Below are 24,407 nucleotides of genomic sequence, written 5' to 3'. Positions count from 1 at the left end.
ATAAGAGAATGACCCGATCGACGACCCTTAACCGGCCCCTCGCCCTGCTCGTCGCGGGTACGTTCTTCATGGAGATCCTCGACGGCACGATCATCCAGACCGCCGCGCCGGCCATGGCGCGGGATCTCGGCGTGAACGCCGTCGATATCAACATCGCCATGACGGCGTACCTGCTCACCCTGGCGATCGGCGTTCCGGTGAGCGGATGGCTGGCCGACCGCTTCGGTACCAAGCGCATCTTCGCCTGGGCGATCGTGATCTTCACCGTGGCATCCGCTCTCTGTGCGCTCAGCACGACGCTTCCGATGCTCGTCGCCATGCGCGTGCTCCAAGGGGTGGGCGGCGCGATGATGGTGCCCGTCGGGCGGCTCGCCGTTCTGCGCGCGATTGATAAGCGTGACCTGTTGGATGCCATGGCCTACCTCACCTGGCCCGCCCTGTTGGCGCCCGTGCTCGCGCCCGTGATCGGCGGAGTGCTCGCTGACACCATCGGCTGGCAGTGGATCTTTCTGATCAACGTGCCGATCGGCATCGTCGCCTTTCTGGCGACGCTCCGACTGGTGCCGACGACCGACCCGGTGCAGCGGCACCGGCTGGACTGGGCCGGGTTTGTGCTGGTAGGGGTGGCGCTCGCCGCGCTCGTGCTCGGCATGGAACAGGTCGGGTCAAGCGCAGCGAATTGGTGGTGGGCCGGCGGGCTGCTCTCACTGGCGGCCGTCGGCGGCGGCTGTGCCGTGCTGCAGACGCGGCGCGCGAAGCATCCGCTGCTCAATTTGACCCCACTGGCCATCCCGACCTTTCGGGTAGGTAACGTCGGCGGCGGTGTCTACCGACTCCTCATCGGTGCCGCGCCGTTCTTGTTTGTGCTTCTGTTCCAGATCGGGTTCGGTTGGAGTGCGGTGCAGGCCGGGCTGCTGGTGATGGCCGTGTTCGTTGGCAATGTCATCATCAAGCCGGCAACAAGCCCGCTGATTCGTTGGTTCGGATTTCGCTGGGTGATCGTGGGCAGCAATCTCTGCGGTGCTGCCGTGTTTGTGCTGTGCGCGTTCATTGAGCCGTCCACGCCCATCACCGTTATCGCAGTGTTGCTCTGTGCGAGCGGGGTGTTCCGTTCGATCGGGTTTAGCGCGTACAACTCGGTGCAGTTCGCCGACGTGCCGCCCGCGCTCACCTCTGGGGCTAATACCCTCGCATCGACCCTCCAGCAGGTGGCCGCCGGGCTCGGCATTGCCGTGGCTTCACTCATCGTGCGCGCCACGACGGCCGGCGCTTCGCTGGTTGACCCGGGCGCGGCGTCGCTCGGATACCGCTGGGCGTTCGTCATTGTGGCCGTGCTGCTTCTGGTGCCAGCGATCGAGGCCTGGCGCCTCGACGCGCAGGCCGGCGCGGAAGTCGCCTCGCGACGATCACGGCTGACACGCGTCTAGCTTCGGTGGGCGGACGGGCACACCTTACGGCAGCGGGCCCATAATCGATCATGGGCCCGCTTTCTTGGCCCGGGCCCGGTCAGAAGCGAGCACGGTCGGATTTTACTGGAAGCTACTCGTGCGTGCTGACGCCCAGTGGAACCCCGCGAGTCTCTTTCACGAGGGTCACTGCGACAAACGAGATCGCGGCCAGCACCATGAGGTAGATGCCGATCGAGACCGTCTGGCCGGTCTGATCGAGCAACAGCTGGGCGATCAGCGGGGCGAAGGCTCCGCCGAGAATGGCGCCGAGGGCATAGCCGATCGAGACACCCGAGTAGCGCACCTGGGCGGGGAACATCTCCGCGTAGAGTGCGGCCTGCGGGCCGTAGGAGAGGCCGAGTCCGCTCGCCAGAATGATGAGGGAGAACGCGAACCAGACGATGTCGCCGGTGTCGATGAGCAGGAACATGGGGATGGCCCAGATAAATAGAAAGCCGTAGCCGATCTGGAAGGTGCGCACCCGGCCGATTTTGTCGGAGAGGATGCCGCCGCCCATGGTCGAGGCGAGCCAGAATACGGCCGCGACGGTGCTCGCGATCAGCACCGGGGTGCGCTCCATGCCAAGTCCGCCGGCTTCGGCGGGCTTGGTGGCGTAAGAGCTGAAGAACGCGATGAGCATGTAGCCGGCCGCGTTGTTGGCGATGAAGATAAGCGCGGTGAGGATGACCTGACGCGAGTGATTCTGGAACAGCTGCTTGAGCGGGGCAGCGGATTCCTTCTTGCGGGTCTGCATCTCTTTGAAGACCGGGCTCTCGGCGACTGCGCGGCGAACGACCCAGCCGACGACGATGAGCAGCACGGAGACGAGGAATGGGATGCGCCAGCCCCAGCTGAGGAACGCCTCTGCGCTCATCGAGGTGGTCACAGCGATCATCACGCCGGTGGCGAGGATCAGACCGACCGGAACGCCGATCTGCGGGTAGGCGCCGAAGAATCCGCGCTTGTTGATGGGGGCGTGCTCGACACTCATGAGCGCGGCGCCGCCCCATTCGCCGCCCGCCGAGAAGCCCTGCAGAATGCGCAGCACGATCAGCAGAATCGGTGCCCAGACGCCGATCTGGTCAAAGGTGGGCAGCAGACCGATCAGCGCGGTGGCCGCGCCCATCATGATCAGGGTGAAGACGAGCATCGCCTTGCGGCCGATGCGGTCGCCGAGGTGTCCGGCAACGATGGCGCCGAGCGGGCGGAACAAAAAGCTGATACCGAGCGAGGCCCAGGCGATCAGCTGGGCCAGCGTGTCGTTTTCTCCGGCGAGTGGGGCGAAGAACAGACCGGCGAGCACGAGGCCGGCGGCCTGGGCGTAGATGAAGAAGTCATACCACTCGATGGTGGTGCCCACCATGGTGCCGGCAAGGACCCGCCGTTCTTCGTTCCGTTTAGCGCTGGTGCCGGTGCGCGCGGTCGTTATAGCCATGGAATACTCCCTTGTATCTCACTGCGGTGCTGGGTCGGGTGCTGCTGCAAAGTGTGTGGATCGTGCGGGGAAAACCGGCACGGGGGCAGTATGGCAGCAAAATCAAAGATTACCTACCTATTGGTCAGTATTGTGCGGGATCATTATTGTCCGTCTTTTTGACTGGCACAGGTCGCCCTGAACGTGCGCGCCCGGCACGCGGGGTCGACCGTTCGGGTAGGACTGCAGAGCCTGTGCGTGGCTCGGTAACTAGCTGAGTTCGGCGACGATCGTGCGCGCGGCTGCGGTGAGCGCTGCGCCAATGTCGGTGGGGGAGTGCAGACTCGAGATATAGACGACGGCGAGGGAGGCGGGTGATTCCCCGGGCACGAGCAGTGGAACGGCGATCGAAGACAGGCCGGGAATAACCTCGTTGTGGCTCGAGGCGTAGCCGAGGGCAGCGACCTCGCCGGTCTCGCTGCGGCGCGTTTCCGCGTGTCCCAGCGCGGCCCACTGCGCGGCGCCCAGCCCAGACTGAATGGCGATTCCCGGCGCGCCCCTGTTCAGCGGATGCTGCGTGCCGGGCTGCTGCGCGACAACCGCGTGGGCCTTACGAGGCGCGATGCTCACGAGCGTGACGATTTCGCTCTGGTCGAGCACGGCGATGAACGTGGTCATGCCAAGGTCATTGGCAATGCGGGTGAGCACGGGCAGGGCAGCGGCCTGCAAGTCACGGGATACGCCGCGCGCCAGGGCGGCCAGGCGCGGGCCGAGCCGCACCAGTCCGGCCGGGTCCCGCACGACGAGGCCGTGATCTTCGAGGGTGCGGAGGATGCGATAGGCGATCGAGCGGTGCACCTCAAGGGCTGCGGCGAGTTCGACGATGCTCATCGGTTGGTCGGTTCCAGCAAGAATCTCCAGCACGCGAATTCCTCGCGACAGCGTCTGCGAGTGCACGGCGGGTGCCGGCTGGGGGCTGGGAGCTGTCTCGGCGAATTCGGGGATCGACACCGTCTTATTCTCGCATTCGGCGCTCAGTAACTTGGCCGTGGAACGGCATCGCCCGCCGGTCCAGTGGCGTTGGGCCCGATGTAGGTCGCGGCGAGCTTCTCCGAGGCCCGAGCGAGGATGGCCACATCGGCGCCAACGAGCACGAAGCGGGCGCCCGCCGCCAGGTAACGGTCGGCGGTCGCGGGCGCGAAGGCATTGACGCCGACGGGCTTGCCGAGCTCCGTGATGGTGCGAATGCAGTGCTCGACCGATGCAACGACGTCGGGGTGGTCCTGTTGGCCGAGCAAGCCCATCGAGGCTGCGAGGTCGGATGGGCCGATGAACAGACCGTCGATGCCGTCGACGGCGGCGATCTCGGCGATGTTAGCCACGGCATCCGCTGTCTCGATCTGCACGAACAGTGAGATCGTTTCGTCGGCGCTCGCCAGGTAATCGTCGATGCGGTTCCAGCGCGAGGCGCGGGCGAGGGCGCTGCCCACGCCGCGCACGCCGCGCGGCGGGTAGCGCACCGCGGCCACCATATCGCGGGCGTGCTCGGCGGTATCGACCATGGGAATGAGCAGATTTTGCGCCCCGAGGTCGAGTAGCTGCTTCACGACGACCCGATCTCCGATCGGAGCGCGCACTAATGGCACGATCGGGTAGCCATGCACGGCCTGCAGCTGACTGAGCGTCGACTCGAGGCCATTCGGACTGTGTTCGGTGTCGATCAGCAGCCAATCGAGCCCGCTGCTAGCGCAAATTTCCGCGACCAGCGCGCTGCCGGAGCACACCCACATTCCCATCTGCGCCCGTGCGGTTTCCGCGAGAACGTCGCGGAAGGTCGGCTCTGCTGCTACTCGAATCGGCATGTAATGGCTCCCAATGGTCCGTAATCGGCGTGCACGGTGTCGCCCCGTTCCACCCACATCGGGCGGGTGAACGAGCCAGCCAGAATGATTTCCCCGGCCTCGAGGCTGGTTCCGTGCTGGGCGAGCTTGTTCGCCAGCCAGAAGACGCCGGCAGCGGGGTGGTTCAGCACGGCGGCGGCCACGCCAGATTCCTCAATGGTCTGGTTGCGGTAGAGCAGCGCCGACACCCAGCGCAGGTCGATGTCGCCGACCTTCACGGGTATACCGCCCAGCACCATTCCGCCCATCGCCGCGTTGTCGGAGATGGTGTCGACAATCGTGCGGCCGGCCATCTCGATGCGCGAGCTGAGGATTTCCAGCGCCGGCACGACGTAGTCGGTCGCGTCGAGCACGTCGAACAGGGTGCAGTTCGGGCCGGACAGCGGCTTGCCGAGCACGAACGCGAGCTCGACCTCGATCCGCACGTTCGAGAAGCTGTCGAAACGGATGCTCGACCCATTTTCGTAGACCTCGTCGCCAAAAATCACCCCATAGTCGGGTTCGGTGATACCGGTCGCGACCTGCATGACCTTGGAAGTCAGGCCGATTTTGCGCCCGACCAGCCGGCGGCCGGCCGCGATGCCGCGCTCCTTCCACAGACTCTGCACGGCGTAGGCATCGTCGACGGTCATGCCGGGGTAGCGCACGCTCAGAAGGGGAACGGTCGACCGGGTTCGACCGGCCGCGACGAGTTCGTCGGCGATCTCTTCAATGACTGACTGGTCAAGCATGCGCGCTTCTTTCTAAAGGGTGGTGCCGAGTTTGAAGCCGGCCAGCTCGTCGTCCTTGCGGGTGTAGGAGAAGCCGTCGGCTCCCACGGTCACGGCCATTTCGCTGGATTCGGTGCGCTCGATCACCGGCTGCGGGTTGCCGTCGAGGTCGAGCACGAGCGAGGCATCCGTGTACCAGCTGGGTACGACGGGGTTGCCCCACCAGTCGCGACGCTGGTTGTCGTGCACGTCCCAGGTGACGACGGGGTTGTCGGGGTCGCCGGTGTAGTAGTCCTGCGTGTAGATCTCGACGCGGTGGCCGTCTGGATCGCGTAGATAGAGGTAGAACGCGTTCGAGACGCCGTGACGACCGGGTCCGCGCTCGATCAGGTCGCTCTTGCGCAGAGCGCCGAGCTTGTCGCAGATGTAAATAATGTTGTGCTTCTCGTGCGTTGAGAAGGCGATGTGGTGCATGCGTGGCCCGTTTCCGCCGGTGAGGGCGGTGTCGTGCACGGTATCCTTGCGGCGCATCCAGGCCGCGTAGGTGACGCCGTCGGAGTCCTGAATGTCTTCGGTGACGCGAAAGCCCAGGTCTTCGAGGTAGGTGCGGCCGCGGCCGACGTCGGGGGTGACCTGGTTGAAGTGGTCGAGGCGCACGAGCGCGCCCGGGCCCTGCAGGTCATAACGCCAGGCGAGGCGCTCCACGTGGGTGGTCGCGAAGAAGAATTCGTACGGAAAGCCCAGCGGGTCTTCGACGCGCACGCTGTCGCCGATACCTGTCACGAAGCCCTCGGTGCGGCGTTCGGTGCGGCAGCCGAGCTCCTGGTAGTAGGCCTCGGCCAGGTCGACGTCTTTGGGGCTGCGCACCCGGAACGCCATCGCGGCGACGGCGGCGATGGGCCCCTGGCGCAGCACGAGGTTGTGGTGGATGAACTCTTCGAAGCTGCGCAGGTAGATCTCGGTGTCGCTCTCCTCGGTAACGACGAGACCGAGAATGTCCACGTAGAACTCGCGCGACGTGGCGAGGTCGGTCACGACGATGTCCATGTAGGCGCAGCGCAGGATATCGGGCGGGGTAGCGGCGGGAGTGGGGATCGGATTGGTCATGGGGTTCTCCTCGTTGAGTAAACGGATGCGTAGAGCTGGGTATCGAGGCGGCCAGCGTTAGCCCGGGGGCGGTGCTGCCGGGCCCACCTTATGAACCCGGGCCCAGTTTCTAAACTGGGCCCGTGGACGGGGCCCGGGCCCCGTCCACAAAGGGCGGGGCTAGTGGGCTCCGAAGCGCGGGGTATGCACGGGGGCGAGGGTGATGTGCACGGCCTGCGAGTTGGTGTAGAAGTCGATCGATCGGTAGCCGCCCTCATGGCCAAGGCCGGAGGCCTTGACGCCGCCAAATGGGGTGCGGAGATCCCTCACGTTGTGCGAGTTCAACCAGACCATCCCGGCATCGACCGCCTGGGCAAAGTTGTGGGCGCGGGTGAGGTCTGTGGTCCAGAGGTAGGCGGCCAACCCGTACTTCACACCGTTGGCCAACGCGAGCGCTTCGGCATCCGTTTCAAAGGGGGTGATGGCCACGACCGGGCCGAAAATCTCCTCCTGAAAGATGCGGGCGGTCGGCGCGACATCGGCGAAGACGGTGGGGGAGACGTAGTTACCCTCGGTCAATCCTTCCGGGCGGCCGCCGCCGGCCAGCAGGCGCCCCTCGGTCTTGCCGATTTCGACGTAGCTCATGACCTTGGCGTAGTGCTCGGGGTGCACGAGCGCGCCGACCTCGGTCTGCGGGTCGTGCGGGTCGCCGACCACGATGCTCGCTGCGCGGGCTGCATAGCGGGCGCAGAAATCGTCATAGATCGACCGCTCCACCAAAATGCGGCTCGATGCCGTGCAGCGCTCGCCGTTGAGACTGAACACCCCGAACAACGTCGAGTCGATCGCGGCGTCGAGGTCGGCGTCGGCGAACACGACGGCTGGCGACTTGCCGCCGAGCTCCATCGACATGCCCTTGAGATTCGCTGCGCAGTTGCGGTAAATGGTCTGGCCGGTCGTGGTTTCGCCGGTGAACGAGATGAGCGGCACATCCGGATGCTTGACCAGCGCAGCGCCGGCCTCCTCACCAATGCCGTTGACCAGGTTGAAAACCCCGTCGGGCACCCCCGCCGTGCGAAAGATCTCGGCCCAGAGGCTCGCAGACAGCGGTGTGAATTCGGCCGGCTTCAACACGACGGTGCAGCCGGAGGCCAGCGCGGGGGCGAGCTTCCAGCTTTCGAGCATGAACGGGGTGTTCCACGGCGTGATCAGCCCGGCGACGCCGACCGGCTTGCGGTTGACGTAGTTGATCTGTCGGCCGGGCACCTTGTAGGTGTCGTCGGCCTGCGCCACGATCAGGTCGGCGAAGAAGCGAAAGTTCTCGGCCGCGCGTTGCGCCTGGCCGAGCGCCTGCGTGATTGGCAATCCGGTGTCGAAGGTTTCGAGTTCGGCGAGCCGGGCGTCCTGCGCCTCGACCGCGTCGGCGATGCGGTGCAACACCCGAGCGCGGGCGCGGGGCAGCATGCGCGGCCAGGGTCCGTTGTCGAAGGCATCCTTCGCGGCGGCGACGGCTCGCGCGATGTCGGCCTGCTGGCCGGCAGCCGCCGTGGCGTAGGTCTGGTTCGACACCGGGTCGAGCACGTCGAAAGTCTCTCCATTGACACTGTCGACGAATTGTCCGCCGATGAAATGACGGATGCTGGTGGGCAGGTCGGCGGGAACATAGTGCGTGGTCTGGGCAGACGTCTGCGTCATGGTCAGGCTCTCTTTCTCGTGGACTGTTCGACTGCGGCGTGGGGGTGGTGCGACTTCTGAAAGGCGAGGAGGGCATCCAGGGTGCCGGTGCGGTGGGCGCGCGCGGCCAGCTCGAGCGTGAGCGCATCCGCTCCCGACTCGATCAGCTGCAGCAGGTTTTCGTGCTCCGTCACTGACTCGCGGGCGCGGCCTGGCACGAAGCTGAAGGTGGAGTCACGCAGCACCTTCATGCGGTTCCAGCCGCGGTGCACAAGGTCAAGAATGTGCGGATTCGGGCAATTCTCGAACAAGATTGAATGAAATTCGAGGTTGAGTTCGGTGAACCGGTGCGGGTTGAGATCTTCGAGGGAGGCGATCATGACCTGATTGACGGTGCGGGCGCGTTTGATGTCGGTGGCCGTGATGAATGGCGCCGACAGGGCGGTCGCGACGCCCTCGACGACACTCAAGGTTTGCATCGTGTAGAGGTATTCGGTCTCCTCGACCATGGCGACCTGGGCACCGACGTTGCGCTCGAAGGTGACCAGGCCCTCCGCCTCGAGTCGGCGGATCGCCTCGCGCACCGGCACGGCGCTCACACCCAGCTCCTTACCGATCGCGCCGAGCACGAGGCGGTAGCCCGGGGTGAATGTGCTGTCGGAGATGCGGGCTTTGATCCATTGATAGGCGAGTTGCGACTTGCTGATCGACGGCGCAATTACTGCAGCCATGTCTGGTACCGTCCCTGCCATGTCGCGTTCATCGGATACAGCCCGTCGACGACCTCGCCAGCTGCGATCATCTCGGCGATGAAGGTCTCTTCGCGTTCCTGCTCGATCGCGTCGGCGACGACCTCCTCGATCAAACTCGGTGGAATCACGAGTACGCCGTCGGCGTCCCCGACGATCACATCATTCGGCTGCACGGCTGCTCCACCGCAAGCGATCGTGAGGTCCGTGTCCCACGGCACATGCTTGCGGCCAAGAACAGCCGGATGCGCGTTGGCGAAGTAGGTGGGGATCTCGAGGGCGGTGACGGCGGCAACGTCGCGCACCCCGCCATCCGTCACCAGACCGGCGGCACCATTAACCTGGGCGCGGAGGGCGAGAATATCACCGACCGTGCCGGTTCCGGCCTCGCCGCGCGCCTCGATCACGAGCACGTCTCCGGGCCGGAGCGAATCGAAGGCGCGCTTTTGCGCGTTGTAGCCGCCGCCGTGGGCAATAAAGAGGTCTTCTCGATTGGGGATGAACCGCAGGGTGCGGGCGAGACCGACCAGGCGGGCCGTCGGCCGCGTGGACTGGAGCCCATCGATCGAGACGTTGTTGAGGCCGCGTTTGCGTAGTTGGGAGCTGAGTGTGGCGGTGCCGACGGAGTTGATTTTCGCCTTGAGCTCGTCGGTCAGGATGGTGTTGGCACGTAGTCCGGCTGTGTCAGCGGATCCCCAGGCCTCGGCCCGCTGCAGATCGTCGATTTTCGGCCCGGCGCCGTATTCGGCCATGGCGACAGTGCCGGCGACGACCGGCGTAACCAGTCGGCCCGTGCTGGGCGCGCCCGGCGCGGTCGGGGCATCCACTTCGACCTCGACTACATCGCCGGGCTGCACGACGGTGGACCCGGCGGGGGTCCCGGTGAGAATCACGTCGCCCGGTTCCAGCGTCATCAGCTGCGAGAGATCGGCGACCAGTCGGCCGAACGGGAAGACCAGCTCCGCCGTGGTGTCTTCCTGTACCAGCGTGCCGTTGACCCAGGTGCGCACGCGCAGGGCATCCGCTTTAATGCCTCTGGCATTAATCACGGTCGGGCCGAGCGGGGTGAAGCCGTCGCCGCCCTTGGACTTGAGGTTCGAGCCCTTGTCGGCGTAACGCAGGTCGTAGACGCCGAAGTCGTTGGCGGCGGTGACACCCGAGACGGCGGCCCAGCCATCTTCCGGGCTTACTCGACGGATGCTGTGGCCGATGATCAGGGCAATCTCGCCTTCGAAGGCGAGCAGTTCGGTGCCGGCCGGGCGTTCGATGGGAGTGCCGGACGCGCTTACCGAGGTGCCGGGCTTCAAAAAGTACGACGGCTGCTGCGGCATGCGCCCGCGCTGGGCAATGCGGGAGGGGTAGTTGAGGTGCAGGGCAATAACCTTGGCGGGGGTGCCGGTGAACGGTATGGGGTTTTGCATCTGAAGTCCTCTCGCGACACTGCGTCTATATTTGAAATAATATACGATCCCGGAGAGAATGCAACCCTTTCGAATACCGCCCATGGTCGTTCCTCCAATATTTCGCTGACGAGCGCACAACTGACGTGTCGGCGGGCGCAGCTAGGCTAAGACCGTCAGATTGACGGGCAGACAAAGTATTGGGAGAAGCAATGACGGTTGTTACCGACGCGTTAACGAACGAATCCGAGCTGCTGGCTCGCGTGCCGAATCAGCTCTACATCAACGGTCAGTGGGTCGCCGCGACCGGTGGGCGCACCCTCGATGTCAGCGACCCGGCTACGGGCAGGGTTATCAAGACCATCGCCGACGCGAGTGTGGCCGACGGCGCTGCAGCCCTCGACGCCGCCGATGCGGCGCAGGCCGACTGGGCAGCAACCCCGGCTCGCGTGCGCGGAGAAATCCTCCGTCGTGCCTTCGATCTGTTGCAGGAACGCAAGCAGGAGTTCGCCCTGCTCATGACCATCGAAATGGGCAAGCCGCTGTCCGAGGCGCTCGGCGAAGTTGCCTACGGCGGCGAATTTCTGCGCTGGTTCAGCGAAGAAGCCGTGCGCATCAGCGGCCGCTACGCCACCAACCCCGAGGGCACCGGTCGCATGATCGTTACCCAGCACCCGGTTGGCCCCTGCCTCTTGATCACCCCGTGGAACTTTCCGCTGGCCATGGCGACCCGCAAGATTGCCCCGGCGCTCGCCGCGGGCTGCACCGTCGTTGTCAAACCGGCCGCGCTCACGCCGCTGACCACCCTGCACTTCGTGGCGTTGCTCGCCGAGGCCGGCCTCCCAGCCGGTGTCGTCAACGTCATCACGACATCACAGTCCGGCGCGGTCACCGAGCCGATCATCGCCGACCCGCGCCTTCGCAAGCTCAGCTTCACCGGGTCGACCGCGGTCGGCAAGTCGCTCATCAAACTCTCCGCCGAGAACGTGCTGCGCACGTCGATGGAGCTCGGCGGCAACGCCCCGTTCGTCGTTTTTGCCGACGCCGACCTTGATAAGGCCGTTGATGGCGCCGTGATCGCTAAGTTTCGCAACATTGGCCAAGCCTGCACCGCGGCCAACCGTTTCATCGTGCACGAGTCCGTCGCCGCCGAATTCGCTCGCCGCATCACCGAGAAGGTTGAAGCGTTCCAGATCGGGAGAGGCACAGAAGCCGGCATCACCATCGGCCCGCTGATCGACAGCAAAGCCGTTGCGAAGGCTGACTCCCTGGTCAAGGACGCCCTCACCCGCGGCGCGACCCTGGTTACCGGCGGCACCGCGATCGTGCGCGAAGGCACCTTCTATGCGCCGACCGTGCTCACCGACGTGCAGCCCGGCAGTGATATTTTGCGCGACGAAATTTTCGGTCCGGTGCTGGCGATCAGCACGTTCACCGACGAAGCGGATGCCGTGCGCCTCGCCAATGACACCGAGTTTGGCCTGATCAGCTACGTGTTCACGACCGATCTGGCCCGCGGCCAGCGCATGATCGACAAGCTGCAGACCGGCATGATGGGTTTGAACACCGGCGTTGTTTCCAACGCGGCTGCACCGTTCGGCGGCGTCAAGCAATCCGGACTCGGCCGCGAGGGCGGACTCGAGGGCATCCACGAGTACCTCTCCACGAAGTACACGCTCACGCCGGCTCCGTAACGGGTCCGAGCGCGCGCCGTCCGGTCCACGTTCCAACCAGCCCGGTGTGTGGGGGCTAATTCAGGCAATCCGAACCGGCAGACCCGCCGTACCCTGTGTTTTCGGGCGCGGCCGGCTCCGGCGTCACTGCTTTTCCTGAATTAGCCCGCACGGCGCCGAGCGAACCGGGCGTACAGGCCGTTGGATAGGCGCCGTTGGATAGAATCGGCGGATGCCCCTGATCGCGATCGACGACCTGAGCGACCCGCGACTGGTCGACTACGCCCACCTCACCGATGTTGCCCTCAAGAAGGCACGCGGCACCGAACACGGGCTATATATCGCAGAGTCGGCACTGGTTTTGGAGCGAGCCCTGCGCGCCGGGCATGTTCCACGGTCGGTGCTCGCGCTCGGCAACTCGGCCGACGAGGCGCTCGCGGTGCTCGCGGTGCTCGGCGAGTACGCGGCAGAGGTGCCCGTCTTCGTCGGCCCCGGCGAACTGCTCGCCGAACTGACCGGCTACATTTTGCACCGCGGCCTGATCGCTTCGATGCACCGGCCAGAGCTGCCGAACGCCGACGCCCTGCTGGCCGGGGCACGCCGCATCGTTATCCTCGAAAACGTGGCAGATCCGACCAACGTCGGCGCCATCTTTCGTTCAGCCGGCGCCATCGGAGCGGATGCCATTCTGGTCACGCCGCGCTGCTCCGACCCGTTCTACCGCCGCGCTATCCGGGTCTCGATGGGTACCGTGCTGCAAGTGCCGTGGACTCGCGTCGGCGACTGGACCGAGACTCGCGCGCTGCTCACCCGGCATGGCTTTCACGTGGCAGCCCTCGCTCTGACGCCCGGTGCGGTCAGCCTGCGCGACTTCGACGGCACCGCCCACGAGCACCTGGCCCTGCTGCTCGGCGCCGAGGGTGAGGGGCTTACCGCGGAGGCACTCGCTGCCTCGAACAGCGTCGTGCAGATTCCGATGAAGCACGGCATCGACTCGCTCAACGTCGCCGCGGCGAGTGCCGTCGCGATGTGGGCTCTGTCGGGTTAACGCCTTCTGTCACCCACGCCCAGCGGGCCTAGGCTGTGGTTATGAGCACTGAAGCTGTCATCGTCGACGTTCTGCGCACCCCGTCTGGCCGGGGCAAACCCGGGGGAGCCCTCGACGGTGTCCATCCGGCCGACCTGCTGGCCACCGTGCTGCGCGAGCTGGTCAGCCGCAATAACCTCGACCCAGCGCTCATCGATGATGTCATCGGCGGCTGTGTCAGCCAGACCGGCGAGCAGAGCAACAACGTCACCCGCACCGCCCTGCTCAGCGCCGGATTTCCGCACACCGTGCCCGGCACGACGATCGACCGCCAGTGCGGCTCGAGCCAGCAGGCCGCAGCCTTCGCGGCCCAGGCCGTGATGAGCGGCAACGCCGATGTGGTGATCGCCTGCGGCGTGGAGTCGATGAGCCGCGTTCCACTCGGCTCGTCCGCCGGCGAACAAGACCCATTCGGCGCCCGCATGCACGAGCGCTACCCCGACGGCCTGGTCAACCAGGGCGTCTCCGCCGAGCTGATCAACCAAAAATGGAACCTCGGCCGTGACGCCCTCGACAACTACGCGGCCCGCTCGCACCGGTTGGCTGCTGCGGCCGCCGAACGGGGCGACTTCTCCGGTGAAATAGTGGCTGTCACTCGGCCAGACGGCAGCGTCGTCAGCGAGGACGAAACCATTCGCTCCGGCACCTCGCACGCCTCCCTGGCTAGCCTCCGCCCCGCGTTTCGCACCGAAGAACTCGCCGCCCGGTTTCCGAAACTCGGTTGGCACGTCACGGCCGGCAACTCGTCACCGCTGACCGACGGGGCCTCGGCGACCCTGATCATGAGCGCGAAACGGGCCGCGCAGCTCGGCCTCAACCCCCGCGCCCGTTTTCACAGCTTCACGGTCGTGGGAAGTGACCCGATACTCATGCTGACCGGCGTGATTCCGGCGACCCAGCGCATCCTCTCGCGGGCGAGCCTGAACATCGACGATATCGACGCCTACGAGATCAACGAAGCCTTCGCCAGCGTGCCGTTGGCCTGGTTGCGCGAGCTTCACGCCGACCCCGACTGCCTCAACCCGTGTGGCGGCGCCATCGCCCTCGGTCACGCGCTCGGCTCCTCCGGTACTCGCCTGCTCGGCACCCTGCTCAACCACCTCGAGATGACCGGCGGACGCTGGGGCCTGCAGGCCATGTGCGAGGGCGGCGGCATGGCCAACGCCACCTTGATTGAGAGGCTCTAGTGAATATAAATGGATGCTCTGCCCTCATCACTGGAGGCGCCTCCGGCCTCGGCCTGGCCTGTGTTCGCTCCCTGCACGAAGCCGGCGCATCCGTCGTGTTGCTCGATCTGCCCGGCGCCCCCGGCGCTGAGATTGCTGCCACGCTCGGCAATCGAGCCCGGTTCGTAGCCGGGGACGTGACGAGTGCCGGCGACGTGCAGACCGCCGTCGACGTGGCGTCGGCCCACGGGCCGCTCCGCGTAGTGATCAACTGCGCCGGCATCGCGCCCGGCGCCCGCACGGTCGGCCGCGACGGCCCGTTGCCGCTCGAAGATTTTGAGCGCGCGATTCGCATCAACCTTGTCGGAACCTTCAACGTCGTGCGGCTGGCCGCCGCCGCGATGCAGCGCACCGAGCCCCTGGGTGACCTAAACCGTCAGGGTGTTACCGAGCGCGGTGTCATCGTCAATACCGCCTCGGTCGCCGCGTTCGACGGGCAGATTGGGCAGGCGGCGTATGCAGCTTCCAAGGGCGGCGTTGCCGCAATGACGCTTCCGCTCGCTCGTGAGTTCGCGCAGAGCCTGATTCGGGTCGTTGCCATCGCACCGGGCATCTTCGACACCCCGATGCTGCAGGGGCTACCGCAGCTGATGCGAGACTCTCTCGGCGCCCAGGTGCCGCATCCATCCCGGCTCGGCGACCCGAACGAGTTCGCATTCCTGGTTCGGCATATAGTAGAAAATCCCATGCTCAATGGGGAAACTATCCGTCTCGACGGCGCTATTCGGATGCAGCCGAAGTAGTCGAACCGGTCGCAATCGCCCGCAGTGCGGCCACGTGTAAACGCATGGCAGCCAGCCCACGCGGAGTCGCCTTGAGCCAGGTGCGCGGACGATTCGCGACATAGCCCTTGCGCACGAGTACAGAGCCCGCCGCGCTGAGCCTAGCGATACCCTTACTGAGCGCCGAATCCTCCGTCTCTAGTAGCTCGCGCAGCGCACCAAAGTCGATCTCGGAATCCGTTCCGAGCGCCGCCATCAGCGAGAATCGCAACGGAGTGAGAAGTGCGTCGTCGAGTCCGTGGCGAGGATGTCGCCGGGGCGCGTCGGTCAGGACCGGGCTCCGCGCACGGCCGCGACCACGAGCGGAAGCGCTACGAGCACGCCGACCAGCCAGCAAGAGCGAACGGAATCATTCCGAGCAAAACGAACAGGAGCACTCGCCGGTGTGTACTCGGCAGCCGGGCCCGGTTCTGCACGCCCTGCATCAGTTGCGTGAACACGAGAAAGGGAATGAGTAAAACGTTTGCATCGGCCTAGCCGTTAGCCCCGCGCCGGACACTTCGTCCTGTGTCTGATTGCCCACGAGGAGCAGAAAGGCGCCGAGATAGATGAATAAGGCCACGGCCAGGCCGAAGTGGGCGCGGGCCAGGGTGCGATGGTCGGCCGCATCGGGTTTCCTCACCGCGGGTTGAGCCGTTTCGGCAAGTGGATACTGTCAGACTTGCAAGCACTCTCTAATTAAAAAATGGTCGGGTACTCGCGCAGATTGAACAGGTTATGGTCGAAGTACATACTCTTGAGAGGATCCACGGCATGGCAGTGATTTTCGGCACGATCCTCGTTCTGGCTGGTTGCTTCTGCAGCATCAGCTCGGTCGTACGGCTCACTCGGGCGAACCCCGCCACGACGCTGCCCCTGTTTCGGAGCGCGCCGAGCCAGCCGCGAGCATCCACTCTGCTGAATCTGGCCGGGATTGCGCTGGTGATCTGGGGCGCAAACCTCATGACGCCCACCATCGGGGCCTGGGCGTTCGCGCTGCTGATTGTGACAGCGTTTGGACCGTTTTTCGTGATGCGCCGCTGGCACAATCAACGAGTCACCGGTGGTCGTTGACCGGAGCGTGCTGAGCGTTCAGGTCGGGCGCGCCGGCCACAAAACTCGGGCCAATGTCTTGCACCCAGCAGTCATACAGCGGTGACTCAAGCAGGTCGATCTCGACCGACAGGCATCTTGTCGCCACGGCGCGCTGCCGGAGCGACGACCGTGCACAACGGTGCGAACTCGGCCACTGCCTGCGCGACGGCCGTGCCGTCGTCGAACAGGAACTGGCGTTGCCTGCTGGAGTGCTGCACCGCGGCTACTGGGCCGCGTGCGCCTCCAGAACGCCTATACCGTGCATATCCTTGGGAAACGTGCGCCAGAGAGAACGGGCAGTCTCACCGCTGAGTTGAGGGGAATCTGCGCCATCCCGTGCCTTAACTCGCCCGCATTTCACCTCCCGTGTACCTCAACTCGCCACCCGGTCACTGCGTGTGATGGGCTGCTTCGCTGGGTTGAAGCGACCATGTTCCCCCGTGGGGGGTGTACAGACATGCCATAAAAAATTGCTTACTTAGTGATGTTTTCTCGTTTTTATGTGCGTTCTGGGCTATAATTGTGGGTGAAGGAGGCATCGACGCCATGACCCTGACCGCCCTGCCCGCAGTATCCGGTTCGATCCCGGAGCCCGTCTCGCGGGTGTCGATGATTGCTCGGGCGGGGGCGATTCTGGCGGCCGCGTTCGATGGGGTGCGGTGTGGTCAGCTTGATGATTCCGAGGCTGTTGCGGTGCTGGTGGCTTTGGAGGGGCTGGGTCGCAAGGTTGATGGTGCCAGGCTACGGGCGACTACTGACATTGGTGCGCGTGCCGAAGTGAACCTCGGTGCCGGGTCGTTGGCGTACAAGAACGGATGCCGTAACCGGGTTGATTTCATCACCCAGCTTGTCGGCATTTCCGGCCGTGAAGCCAAACGTCGGTTGAAGCTGGGCGAGGGCGCTGTGGAGCGCACCCCGCTCGGCCTGCCCGTCCCTGCCCGTCCCTGCCCGCTACCCGGTCATTGCCGACGGCCTGATCAGCGGCGATCTCGGGATGGAGTCGGCGGAGATCATCGCCGCCACGCTGACGGCTGTGCAGGGCCGGGTCGGGCAGGACGACCTCGACCGCGTCGAACGCGCTGTGGTCGCGTCGGCGACCGGCGCGATCACGCCGGAGACTGTGGGGCTGCCGGGGGCGGGCATCCGCTTCGCCCCCGACATGCTGCGGGCGCAGGCGATGGAATGGCAGGGCCGACTCGACCCCAACGGCACCGTCCCAAACGACGACGTTGTCGAGGCGACGAGCACGTTGACGTTTGGCCTGCTCCGCAACGGGCTCTACCCGCTGCGCGCCGACGTCACGCCCGAACTGCGCGGAATCATGGATACGTTGTTTGACACGTTCCTGTCGGCGCGGTCTCGCACACCCATCTTCGTGCCCACCGAGTTCCTCGACGACCCTGCTGCCCTTGACGCCGGCACGGCCGGCACCGAGCCGTTCAGTGCCGACTCGTTCACCGGCGACACCCGTTTCGACGGCGACCGCCGCACCGCCGGCGAAAAACGTGCCGACATCCTCCGGTCCGTGTGTGAAGCGGCCGCACGTGACCCGCAGACCCCGACCATGGGCGGCGCAGCCCCCACCGTCATGGTGCACATCAATGCCGTCGACCTTGACCAAGGCCGCGGCGTCGGCTGGATCGACGGCATCGAAGCCCCCATATCGTTTCGCCGCGTGAAAGAATTCATCTGCACCGGCGGCTACAAGCAGGTCATGTTCGGCGAGAACGGTGATGTGCTCTACCTCGGCACCACAATCCGCTGCTTCACCGCCACACAACGCGCAGCCATCGCCGCCCGCGATGAAGGCTGCATCATCCCCGGCTGCAGCATCCCCGCACGCTGGTGCGAAGTCCACCACGTCATCCCCTGGCACCAAGGCGGGGCGACCAACATCAGTAACGGAACACTTTTATGCTGGTTTCACCACCACACCATTGACACCACTGGGTGGAAAATTCGAATGGTCAACGGGCGCCCCCAGGTGCTCGGCCCCATCTTGTGGGACCCGTCTCAGACCTGGCGACCCGCCCGTACCCACCGAGCCAACACCGCCAGCTCTCACTGGCCCGAACTACCCTGGCGCACCTAAGACGAGTTGTACAGTGAGTCTGACATCGCGCGCGGCCCTACTCGTCGGCGGACCCGTTTTGAGATTTGTATCGCCCGACGTGCAGCGCCCGACAGAACTGCGGAAATTTCGGCGGAACACCCCTGCTCAGTAGTGAACGACACGGCTGCTACTCGGCCGCGTGCGCCTCCAGGAACGCGTATACCTCGGAGTCGTCGACCCCCGGAAACGTTCCGGACGGCAGCGGCGATAGCACGTGCGCGTGCAACCGGGCGCTCGGCCAGGCCCTGCCAGCCCAGCGCTGTGCTGCCTCCGCGCTGGGACGTCGACAGCACGACTCGTCCGGGCAGCGCGACACCGTGCGCTGGGTGGTCTCGCGCCCCCGAAACCATTTCGCCTGCGCAAACGGAACGCCGACGCTGATCGCGAACTCACCCGCATCCGTTGACCCGGTCTGGGTTGCCGACCAGAACGTGCCAGCGCTGGTGTCGGTGTACTGGTAGAACTCGGTGGTGCGATTGGTGTGCGTGAACGCCGTGCGCCCGCTCCATTGTTTGCAGACATACTGCCCCTCGATTGACCCGGTCACGTCGGCCGGAAACGGTAGGTCGTCATTTTCGTATCCCTTTTGCAGGGCGCCGTCGCCGTTCACGCGCAGAAAGTGCAGCGTCATGTCGAGGTGTGAGGTGGCAAGGTTGGTCAGCCGCAGTGCTGCCGCCTCGTGAGTGACCCCGAAGGCGTCACGAAAATCCTCCACCGCCAGCTCGCGTTCCTGCTTCGCATTCGACAGAAAGGCAACGGATGCCTCCCGCGGCATCAAACAGGCCGCCGCGAAATAATTAATCTCGAGCCGCTGCCACAAGAACTCGGCGTAGCTGCCCGGTCGTTCATGCCCGAGCAGGCGGTGCCCCATCGCCTGCAACGCCATCGACCGCAGGCCGTGCCCGCCGGGAATGGAGGCCGGCGGCAGGTAGATGCGCCCGTTGGCCAGATCGGTCACCGACCGGGTGGAGTTCGGCAGGTCGTTCACGTAGATCAGGCTGAATCCGAGCTGATCGGCCATAACGCTGACCTCTCGATGGGTAAGGGCTCCCGAGACATGCCCGCTCGCCCGCACCCGTTCCTCCACGAGCTCCTCGATCTCGGGCAGGTAGTTGCCCTGCTCGCGCATCCGCTCGCGCAGCTCGGTATTGGCTCGCCGCGCCTCTTCCGGCGTTGCGATGGCCTCGCTGGCCCGGCGGGACAGCTCACGGTGCAGGCCGAGCAGCGATTCGATGGCGGGCAGCGGCATCCCCTTGGTGACCTTGACGACCGGCAGGCCAAGCGCCCCGTAGAGCGGATTTTTCTGGGCCCGATCGAGCTCAATTTCCAGCGCTGCCCGGTCGTTGGGAGCTTCCCGGCGCAAGAGTTCGGCCAGATCGACCGCGAGGGCGGTGGCGAGATCCTGCAGGGTCGACAGCTTCGGCTCCCGACGCCCGTTCTCTATCAGCGACAGCTGGCTGCCGGCGAGGTGCACGCGCTCCCCGAGTTGGTCCAGGGTGAGCCCGCGCTCTCCACGAAAGTGGCGAATGCGGTGGCCGAGCATGATCAGATCGGAAGGCTGAGGCGACATTCCTTAACGATATCTAAAGAATCGCGTTTCTTAAGTGTCAATATCGCCGTTAGAGGCCCAAAGCGAGGCCATTCTTAGGGTGTAGGACGAAATTATGGTTGTGCACAACGTCGGCCAGACCATTTCGCAACTTTTTCTTGAACGCTTTCACCTCCACCCGGCGACCGGAAAGGCCAGCACATGACCCTCACCACCTCTTCCCTTCAGACCAATGGCGACGCGTACCCGACGCGTACCGGTAGTACCGACCCCAACCTGCAGGCGTGGGTCGATGAGATTGCCCGCCTGACCGAGCCCGACGCCATCGTCTGGTGCGACGGCTCCAAGCGTGAGGCCAATGAGCTCTCCAAGCTGCTTGTCGCCTCCGGCCAGCTCATCCGTCTCAACCCAGAGTGGCGCCCCAACAGCTTCCTCGCCCGCACCAACCCGAAAGATGTCGCCCGTGTCGAGAATCGCACGTTCATCTGCTCCAACGATGAAGCGGATGCCGGCCCCACCAATAACTGGGCCGAACCGGCCAAAATGCGCGCGGAACTCCGCGGTGTTTTCGCCGGCAGTATGCGCGGCCGCACCATGTACATCGTGCCATTCTCGATGGGACCGCTCGGCGGCCCCATCTCCCAGCTCGGCGTCGAGATCACCGATTCCCCCTACGTCGTGCTCAACATGGGCATCATGACGCGCATGGGCGAAACCGTGCTGACCATGATCGAAGCTGGCGACCCGTGGGTGCACACCGTGCACAGCGTCGGGTACCCGCTCGTCGACCAGTCGGGCATCACCCGCCCCGACGTCGACTGGCCCTGCAACGACGACAAATACATCGTGCAGTTTCCAGACACCCGCGAGGTCTGGTCGTACGGTTCCGGCTACGGCGGAAACGCCCTGCTCTCCAAGAAGTCCTTCGCCCTGCGCATCGCCTCGGTGATGGGCCGCGATCAGGGCTGGCTGGCCGAGCACATGCTGCTGATCAAGCTGATCTCGCCCGAGGGCGGCGTGTTCCACGTTGCCGCAGCTTTCCCGTCGGCCTGTGGCAAGACGAACCTGTCAATGCTGCGACCGACCATCCCCGGCTGGAAGGTCGAGACTATCGGCGACGATATCGCCTGGCTGCGCCAGGGCGAAGACGGCCGTCTCTGGGCGATCAATCCAGAGGCCGGCTTCTTCGGAGTCGCCCCCGGAACCGGTGAAACGACCAACCCGACCGCTGTCTCCACGATGTGGGGCAACACCATCTTCACCAACGTCGCCCTGCGCGACGACGGAGACGTGTGGTGGGAGGGCCTCACCGACAAGGCCCCGGACCACCTGATCGACTGGCAGGGCAAGGACTGGACGCCCGACTCCGGCCGTACAGCAGCCCACCCCAACTCGCGCTTCACCGTTGCAGCTGCCCAGTGCCCGTCGATCGCCGACGACTGGGAAGCCGCCGGCGGCGTGCCCCTCGACGCCATCATCTTCGGAGGACGCCGCGCGACCAACGTTCCACTGGTCGCCCAAGCGCGCAGCTGGAAGCACGGCGTGTTCATGGGCGCCACGATTTCGTCTGAGAAGACCGCGGCGGCCGACGGCATCGTTGGCGAGCTGCGTCGCGACCCGTTCGCGATGCTCCCGTTTTGCGGCTATAACATGGCCGACTACTGGGGCCACTGGCTCAAGGTCGGCAAGGAACTTGGCACCAACGCCCCGGCGATCTTCCAGGTGAACTGGTTCCGCAAGGGCCCGGACGGCGGCTTCATCTGGCCCGGATTCGGCGAGAACTCGCGGGTTCTCGAATGGATGATTCGCCGCATCGAGGGCACTGCTGACGCCGTCGATACCCCGATCGGCCTGCTCCCGACCACGGGCGGACTGAACCTCGACGGTCTCGACCTGTCCGAGGAATCCGTCGACCAACTGTTCGCAATCGACCAGACCAGCTGGCTCGCCGAATGCGACCTGACCGAGGAATACTTCGACAAGTTCGGCGACCGCGTGCCGCCGGCGCTTCGGGCCGAGCTCGCGAGCGTGCGCTACCACCTCAAGGACTAGTTCGCGCAGCTAACGGCCCCGTCACTTCCGTGGCGGGGCCGTTGTGTGTCCCTGGTGCGTGCTCGCTGTGGCCTTGTCCAACGCATCCATTTGATTTAGTATCGCCACAGATAAGGCCGTATGGCCGGCATCTGGCCGCGGGGGCATCTCGGAGCAAAGGAGCACCATGCATCGCACTGTACGACTTGCCGTGTCTGTGTTGGCGGCGACCTCGATGGTCGCGCTGGTCGGCTGTTCACCGACCGCAGAAGACAACGGAGACGCTCAAACCCTGAAGATCGTCTATCAGGAGACGGATTCCTTCACTGCCCTCGACACTCTCTTCACGAAGATCAAGCCCGAATTTGAGGCCGCCCATGAGGGGGTCACCGTGGAACTGCAACCGATCCAGGCGAACGACGACGACTATTCGACCAAGCTCGCGCTGTCCCAGCAGTCGGCAGAGACCGCCCCCGACGTCTTCTACGAAGACACGTTCCGTCTGCGCTCCGATATCGACGCCGGTTACCTGCTCAACCTCGACGATCACGTTGACGGCTGGGATGACTGGTCCCAGTTCAACGAAGGGGCCAAGGCGGCGGGAATGGGAGACGACGGCAGCATCTACGCCGTCCCGCTCGGAACCGACACCCGCGCAATCTGGTACAGCAAGCCGATACTCGAAGCTGCTGGAATCACCGTGCCGTGGCAACCGGAGAGCTGGGACGACATCCTCAAGGCAGCGCGCGCCATTCAAGTAAGCCAGCCCGACGTCGTACCCTTCAATATGTATGCCGGCAAGGGCACCGGCGAGGGCACCGTCATGCAGAGTTTCTACGAACTGCTCTACGGCACCGGCGACGAGCTGTACAACGAGGATGAGCAAAAATGGGTCGTCGGCTCCGAGGGGTTTAAGGATTCGCTCGAATTTCTCAAGACGCTCTACGACGAGAAGCTGGCCGTGACCCCGGCCGAGGCGCTCGACGCCAACGTGTGGAAGAAGGTCTTCGGCGAGCTCTTCCCGCAGGGCAAACTCGGAGGAACGGTCGAGGGCTCATACACCCCGTCCTTTTGGCAGGAAGGCGGCTCATATGCCTGGCCAGAATACATCGATGATATGGGTGTCGCGGCCTTCCCCACCCAAGATGGCGATGCCCCGCAGGGCGTGAGTATGTCGGGCGGTTGGACTCTCGCCGTCGGAGCGAAGACAAAGAACGCCGACCTGGCCTTCGAATTTCTCACCCTCGCGCTCAACCAGGAAAACGCGCTCTGGTACAACATCAACAATTCGCAGATCGCGGTGCGCACGGATGTCGCGAGCGAACCCAGCTACCTCGAGGCGAACCCCTTCGTGGAAGCGGTCACTGACCTGGTGTCGGTGACCCACTATCGGCCAGCGACGTCGGATTATCCGAAGATCTCCGCCGAGGTTCAGGCCGCAACGGAAGCGGTCATCACCGGGCAGCTCAGCGTCGACGATGCTGCGGCCGCCTATGACGCGGCCGTCGAGGGCATCGTAGGTGCGGACAAGGTCACCGAGTAACGATGACCGCCGGGCTGATCGCATCTGCCCCGGCGAGTCCGGCCTCCGCCGGGCCCGCCGGGCGGGGCGGTCGGCGACGCCGGCCGTCTCCGGCGTGGCGGCTGCTTCCGGTAGTGCCGGCGATCGTCCTGCTGCTGATCTTTCTCGCTGGGCCGGTCGTCTGGTCGTTCTACGGCTCCTTCACGAACGCCTCACTCACCGGTACGAACGCGCAAAATCCGGCCTGGATCGGCTTCGACAACTACCTGCGCCTGTTCTCCGACCCGGTCTTCCCGCTCTCGCTCTGGCTCACCGTGGTGTTCGTGGTGGCGTCGGCGATCATTGGACAGAACTTTCTCGGCCTCGGCATCGCCCTGCTCATGAACCGCGCGAACAGTGCCGTGGTCGGCGTGGTCGGCACCTGCGTCGTCGCGGCTTGGGTGCTACCCGAGATTGTCGCGGCCTTCGTGGCCTACGCCTATTTCAGCCAGGATGGCACCCTTAATCAGATTCTGGCCGCACTCGGCATGACCGGTCCGAACTGGCTGTACAGCTTTCCGATGCTCGCCATCGTGCTCGCCAACGTCTGGCGCGGTACCGCGTTTTCGATGATGGTCTATCGGGCGGCCCTGGGCGACGTGCCGATCGAAATTACTGAGGCGGCAATGATCGACGGAGCCGGTGGGGCGAAACGGCTGTTCCTGATCACCATTCCGATGATTAAATCGAGCATCACCACCAACCTCATGCTGATCACCCTGCAGACCCTGTCGGTCTTCACCTTGGTCTGGGTGATGACCGCTGGCGGCCCGGGCAACCAGAGCACGATTCTGCCGGTGATGGCTTTCCAGGAAGCCTTCCGGTTCAGTGATATCGGCTACGGCACGGCGATCGCCACCGTGATGCTTCTCATTGGTGCGGCTTTCTCCATCATCTACATTCGCGCGCTGCGCCCGAGTAAGGGGTAA

21 protein-coding genes are annotated in these 24,407 nt (G+C 64.9%); 10 read left to right on the top strand and 11 right to left on the bottom strand.

The features are described 5' to 3' along the window. Positions 1-8 precede the first annotated feature (8 nt). Entirely contained in the window at positions 9-1,427 is a 1,419-nt protein-coding gene (locus CXY75_RS08935; protein ID WP_104082479.1) for an MFS transporter, read from the top strand. A 112-nt stretch (positions 1,428-1,539) separates the two neighbouring features. On the opposite strand, the gene CXY75_RS08930 is transcribed toward CXY75_RS08935, so the two are convergent. The 8 genes from CXY75_RS08930 to CXY75_RS08895 all read right to left on the bottom strand — a co-directional run bounded on the left by CXY75_RS08930 (position 1,540) and on the right by CXY75_RS08895 (position 10,403). Then, positions 1,540-2,883 carry an MFS transporter gene (locus CXY75_RS08930; protein ID WP_104082478.1) on the bottom strand — a complete coding sequence of 448 codons (1,344 nt, stop codon included), beginning with the start codon at positions 2,881-2,883 and terminating at the stop codon, positions 1,540-1,542. A 249-nt stretch (positions 2,884-3,132) separates the two neighbouring features. After that, entirely contained in the window at positions 3,133-3,873 is a 741-nt protein-coding gene (locus CXY75_RS08925; RefSeq protein WP_233201818.1) for an IclR family transcriptional regulator, read from the bottom strand. 23 nt (positions 3,874-3,896) lie between these two features. Further along, positions 3,897-4,724 carry an HpcH/HpaI aldolase/citrate lyase family protein gene (locus CXY75_RS08920; RefSeq protein ID WP_104082477.1) on the bottom strand — a complete coding sequence of 276 codons (828 nt, stop codon included), beginning with the start codon at positions 4,722-4,724 and terminating at the stop codon, positions 3,897-3,899. Continuing rightward, on the bottom strand, positions 4,709-5,494 hold the full coding sequence (gene hpaH, locus CXY75_RS08915) for a 2-oxo-hept-4-ene-1,7-dioate hydratase (RefSeq protein ID WP_104082476.1): 786 nt from the start codon (positions 5,492-5,494) through the stop codon (positions 4,709-4,711). The genes CXY75_RS08920 and hpaH overlap by 16 nt, the downstream gene beginning before the upstream one ends. A 12-nt stretch (positions 5,495-5,506) precedes the next feature. After that, entirely contained in the window at positions 5,507-6,580 is a 1,074-nt protein-coding gene (hpaD, locus tag CXY75_RS08910) for a 3,4-dihydroxyphenylacetate 2,3-dioxygenase (RefSeq protein ID WP_104082475.1), read from the bottom strand. A gap of 159 nt (positions 6,581-6,739) precedes the next feature. Then, positions 6,740-8,254: a 5-carboxymethyl-2-hydroxymuconate semialdehyde dehydrogenase gene (gene hpaE / locus CXY75_RS08905; RefSeq protein WP_104082474.1), complete on the bottom strand. Its 1,515-nt coding sequence runs from the start codon at positions 8,252-8,254 to the stop codon at positions 6,740-6,742. A 2-nt stretch (positions 8,255-8,256) separates the two neighbouring features. Beyond that, positions 8,257-8,964: a GntR family transcriptional regulator gene (locus CXY75_RS08900; RefSeq protein ID WP_233201817.1), complete on the bottom strand. Its 708-nt coding sequence runs from the start codon at positions 8,962-8,964 to the stop codon at positions 8,257-8,259. After that, the gene (locus tag CXY75_RS08895; RefSeq protein ID WP_104082472.1) at positions 8,952-10,403 is read right to left on the bottom strand and encodes a fumarylacetoacetate hydrolase family protein; all 1,452 of its coding nucleotides are present in this window, start codon (positions 10,401-10,403) and stop codon (positions 8,952-8,954) included. The genes CXY75_RS08900 and CXY75_RS08895 overlap by 13 nt, the downstream gene beginning before the upstream one ends. Positions 10,404-10,594: 191 nt before the next feature. Between CXY75_RS08895 and CXY75_RS08890 the strand changes: the two genes are divergently transcribed. The 4 genes from CXY75_RS08890 (at position 10,595) to CXY75_RS08875 (ending at position 15,111) form a co-directional block, all read left to right on the top strand. Beyond that, entirely contained in the window at positions 10,595-12,076 is a 1,482-nt protein-coding gene (locus CXY75_RS08890) for an NAD-dependent succinate-semialdehyde dehydrogenase (protein WP_104082471.1), read from the top strand. A 211-nt stretch (positions 12,077-12,287) separates the two neighbouring features. After that, complete coding sequence (locus CXY75_RS08885) at positions 12,288-13,103, top strand: RNA methyltransferase (RefSeq protein ID WP_104082470.1); 816 nt, start codon at positions 12,288-12,290, stop codon at positions 13,101-13,103. A gap of 41 nt (positions 13,104-13,144) precedes the next feature. Then, on the top strand, positions 13,145-14,329 hold the full coding sequence (locus tag CXY75_RS08880; RefSeq protein WP_104082469.1) for a thiolase family protein: 1,185 nt from the start codon (positions 13,145-13,147) through the stop codon (positions 14,327-14,329). After that, positions 14,329-15,111 carry a 3-hydroxyacyl-CoA dehydrogenase gene (locus CXY75_RS08875; RefSeq protein ID WP_104082468.1) on the top strand — a complete coding sequence of 261 codons (783 nt, stop codon included), beginning with the start codon at positions 14,329-14,331 and terminating at the stop codon, positions 15,109-15,111. Before CXY75_RS08880 ends, CXY75_RS08875 begins: the two co-directional genes overlap by 1 nt. On the opposite strand, the gene CXY75_RS08870 is transcribed toward CXY75_RS08875, so the two are convergent. After that, on the bottom strand, positions 15,089-15,361 hold the full coding sequence (locus tag CXY75_RS08870) for a transcriptional regulator (protein ID WP_255411777.1): 273 nt from the start codon (positions 15,359-15,361) through the stop codon (positions 15,089-15,091). The genes CXY75_RS08875 and CXY75_RS08870 overlap by 23 nt on opposite strands. A gap of 542 nt (positions 15,362-15,903) precedes the next feature. Between CXY75_RS08870 and CXY75_RS08860 the strand changes: the two genes are divergently transcribed. Next, complete coding sequence (locus CXY75_RS08860; RefSeq protein ID WP_104082465.1) at positions 15,904-16,203, top strand: hypothetical protein; 300 nt, start codon at positions 15,904-15,906, stop codon at positions 16,201-16,203. On the opposite strand, the gene CXY75_RS19810 is transcribed toward CXY75_RS08860, so the two are convergent. Next, complete coding sequence (locus CXY75_RS19810; RefSeq protein ID WP_158251163.1) at positions 16,187-16,330, bottom strand: hypothetical protein; 144 nt, start codon at positions 16,328-16,330, stop codon at positions 16,187-16,189. The genes CXY75_RS08860 and CXY75_RS19810 overlap by 17 nt on opposite strands. Positions 16,331-17,125: 795 nt before the next feature. Here CXY75_RS19810 and CXY75_RS08855 point away from each other — a divergent pair. Beyond that, positions 17,126-18,316: a DUF222 domain-containing protein gene (locus CXY75_RS08855; RefSeq protein ID WP_369826707.1), complete on the top strand. Its 1,191-nt coding sequence runs from the start codon at positions 17,126-17,128 to the stop codon at positions 18,314-18,316. 148 nt (positions 18,317-18,464) lie between these two features. On the opposite strand, the gene CXY75_RS08850 is transcribed toward CXY75_RS08855, so the two are convergent. Beyond that, positions 18,465-19,907: a helix-turn-helix domain-containing protein gene (locus CXY75_RS08850; RefSeq protein WP_104082463.1), complete on the bottom strand. Its 1,443-nt coding sequence runs from the start codon at positions 19,905-19,907 to the stop codon at positions 18,465-18,467. A 180-nt stretch (positions 19,908-20,087) separates the two neighbouring features. Here CXY75_RS08850 and CXY75_RS08845 point away from each other — a divergent pair, with 180 nt between their 5' ends. From CXY75_RS08845 to CXY75_RS08835, 3 genes are all read left to right on the top strand, one after another. Continuing rightward, the gene (locus CXY75_RS08845) at positions 20,088-21,938 is read left to right on the top strand and encodes a phosphoenolpyruvate carboxykinase (GTP) (RefSeq protein WP_104082462.1); all 1,851 of its coding nucleotides are present in this window, start codon (positions 20,088-20,090) and stop codon (positions 21,936-21,938) included. Between the two features lie 166 nt (positions 21,939-22,104). Beyond that, a complete protein-coding gene (locus tag CXY75_RS08840) occupies positions 22,105-23,460 on the top strand; it encodes an extracellular solute-binding protein (protein WP_104082461.1) in 1,356 nt (451 codons plus the stop codon). A gap of 2 nt (positions 23,461-23,462) precedes the next feature. Then, positions 23,463-24,407, top strand: a complete 945-nt coding sequence (locus tag CXY75_RS08835) for a carbohydrate ABC transporter permease (RefSeq protein WP_104082460.1) — start codon at positions 23,463-23,465, stop codon at positions 24,405-24,407.

Source organism: Cryobacterium sp. Y11, from assembly GCF_002929535.1.
Lineage (GTDB): Bacteria > Actinomycetota > Actinomycetes > Actinomycetales > Microbacteriaceae > Cryobacterium.
Note: the sequence above shows the minus strand (reverse complement) of the source record. Positions and strands in the feature narration are given on the sequence as shown.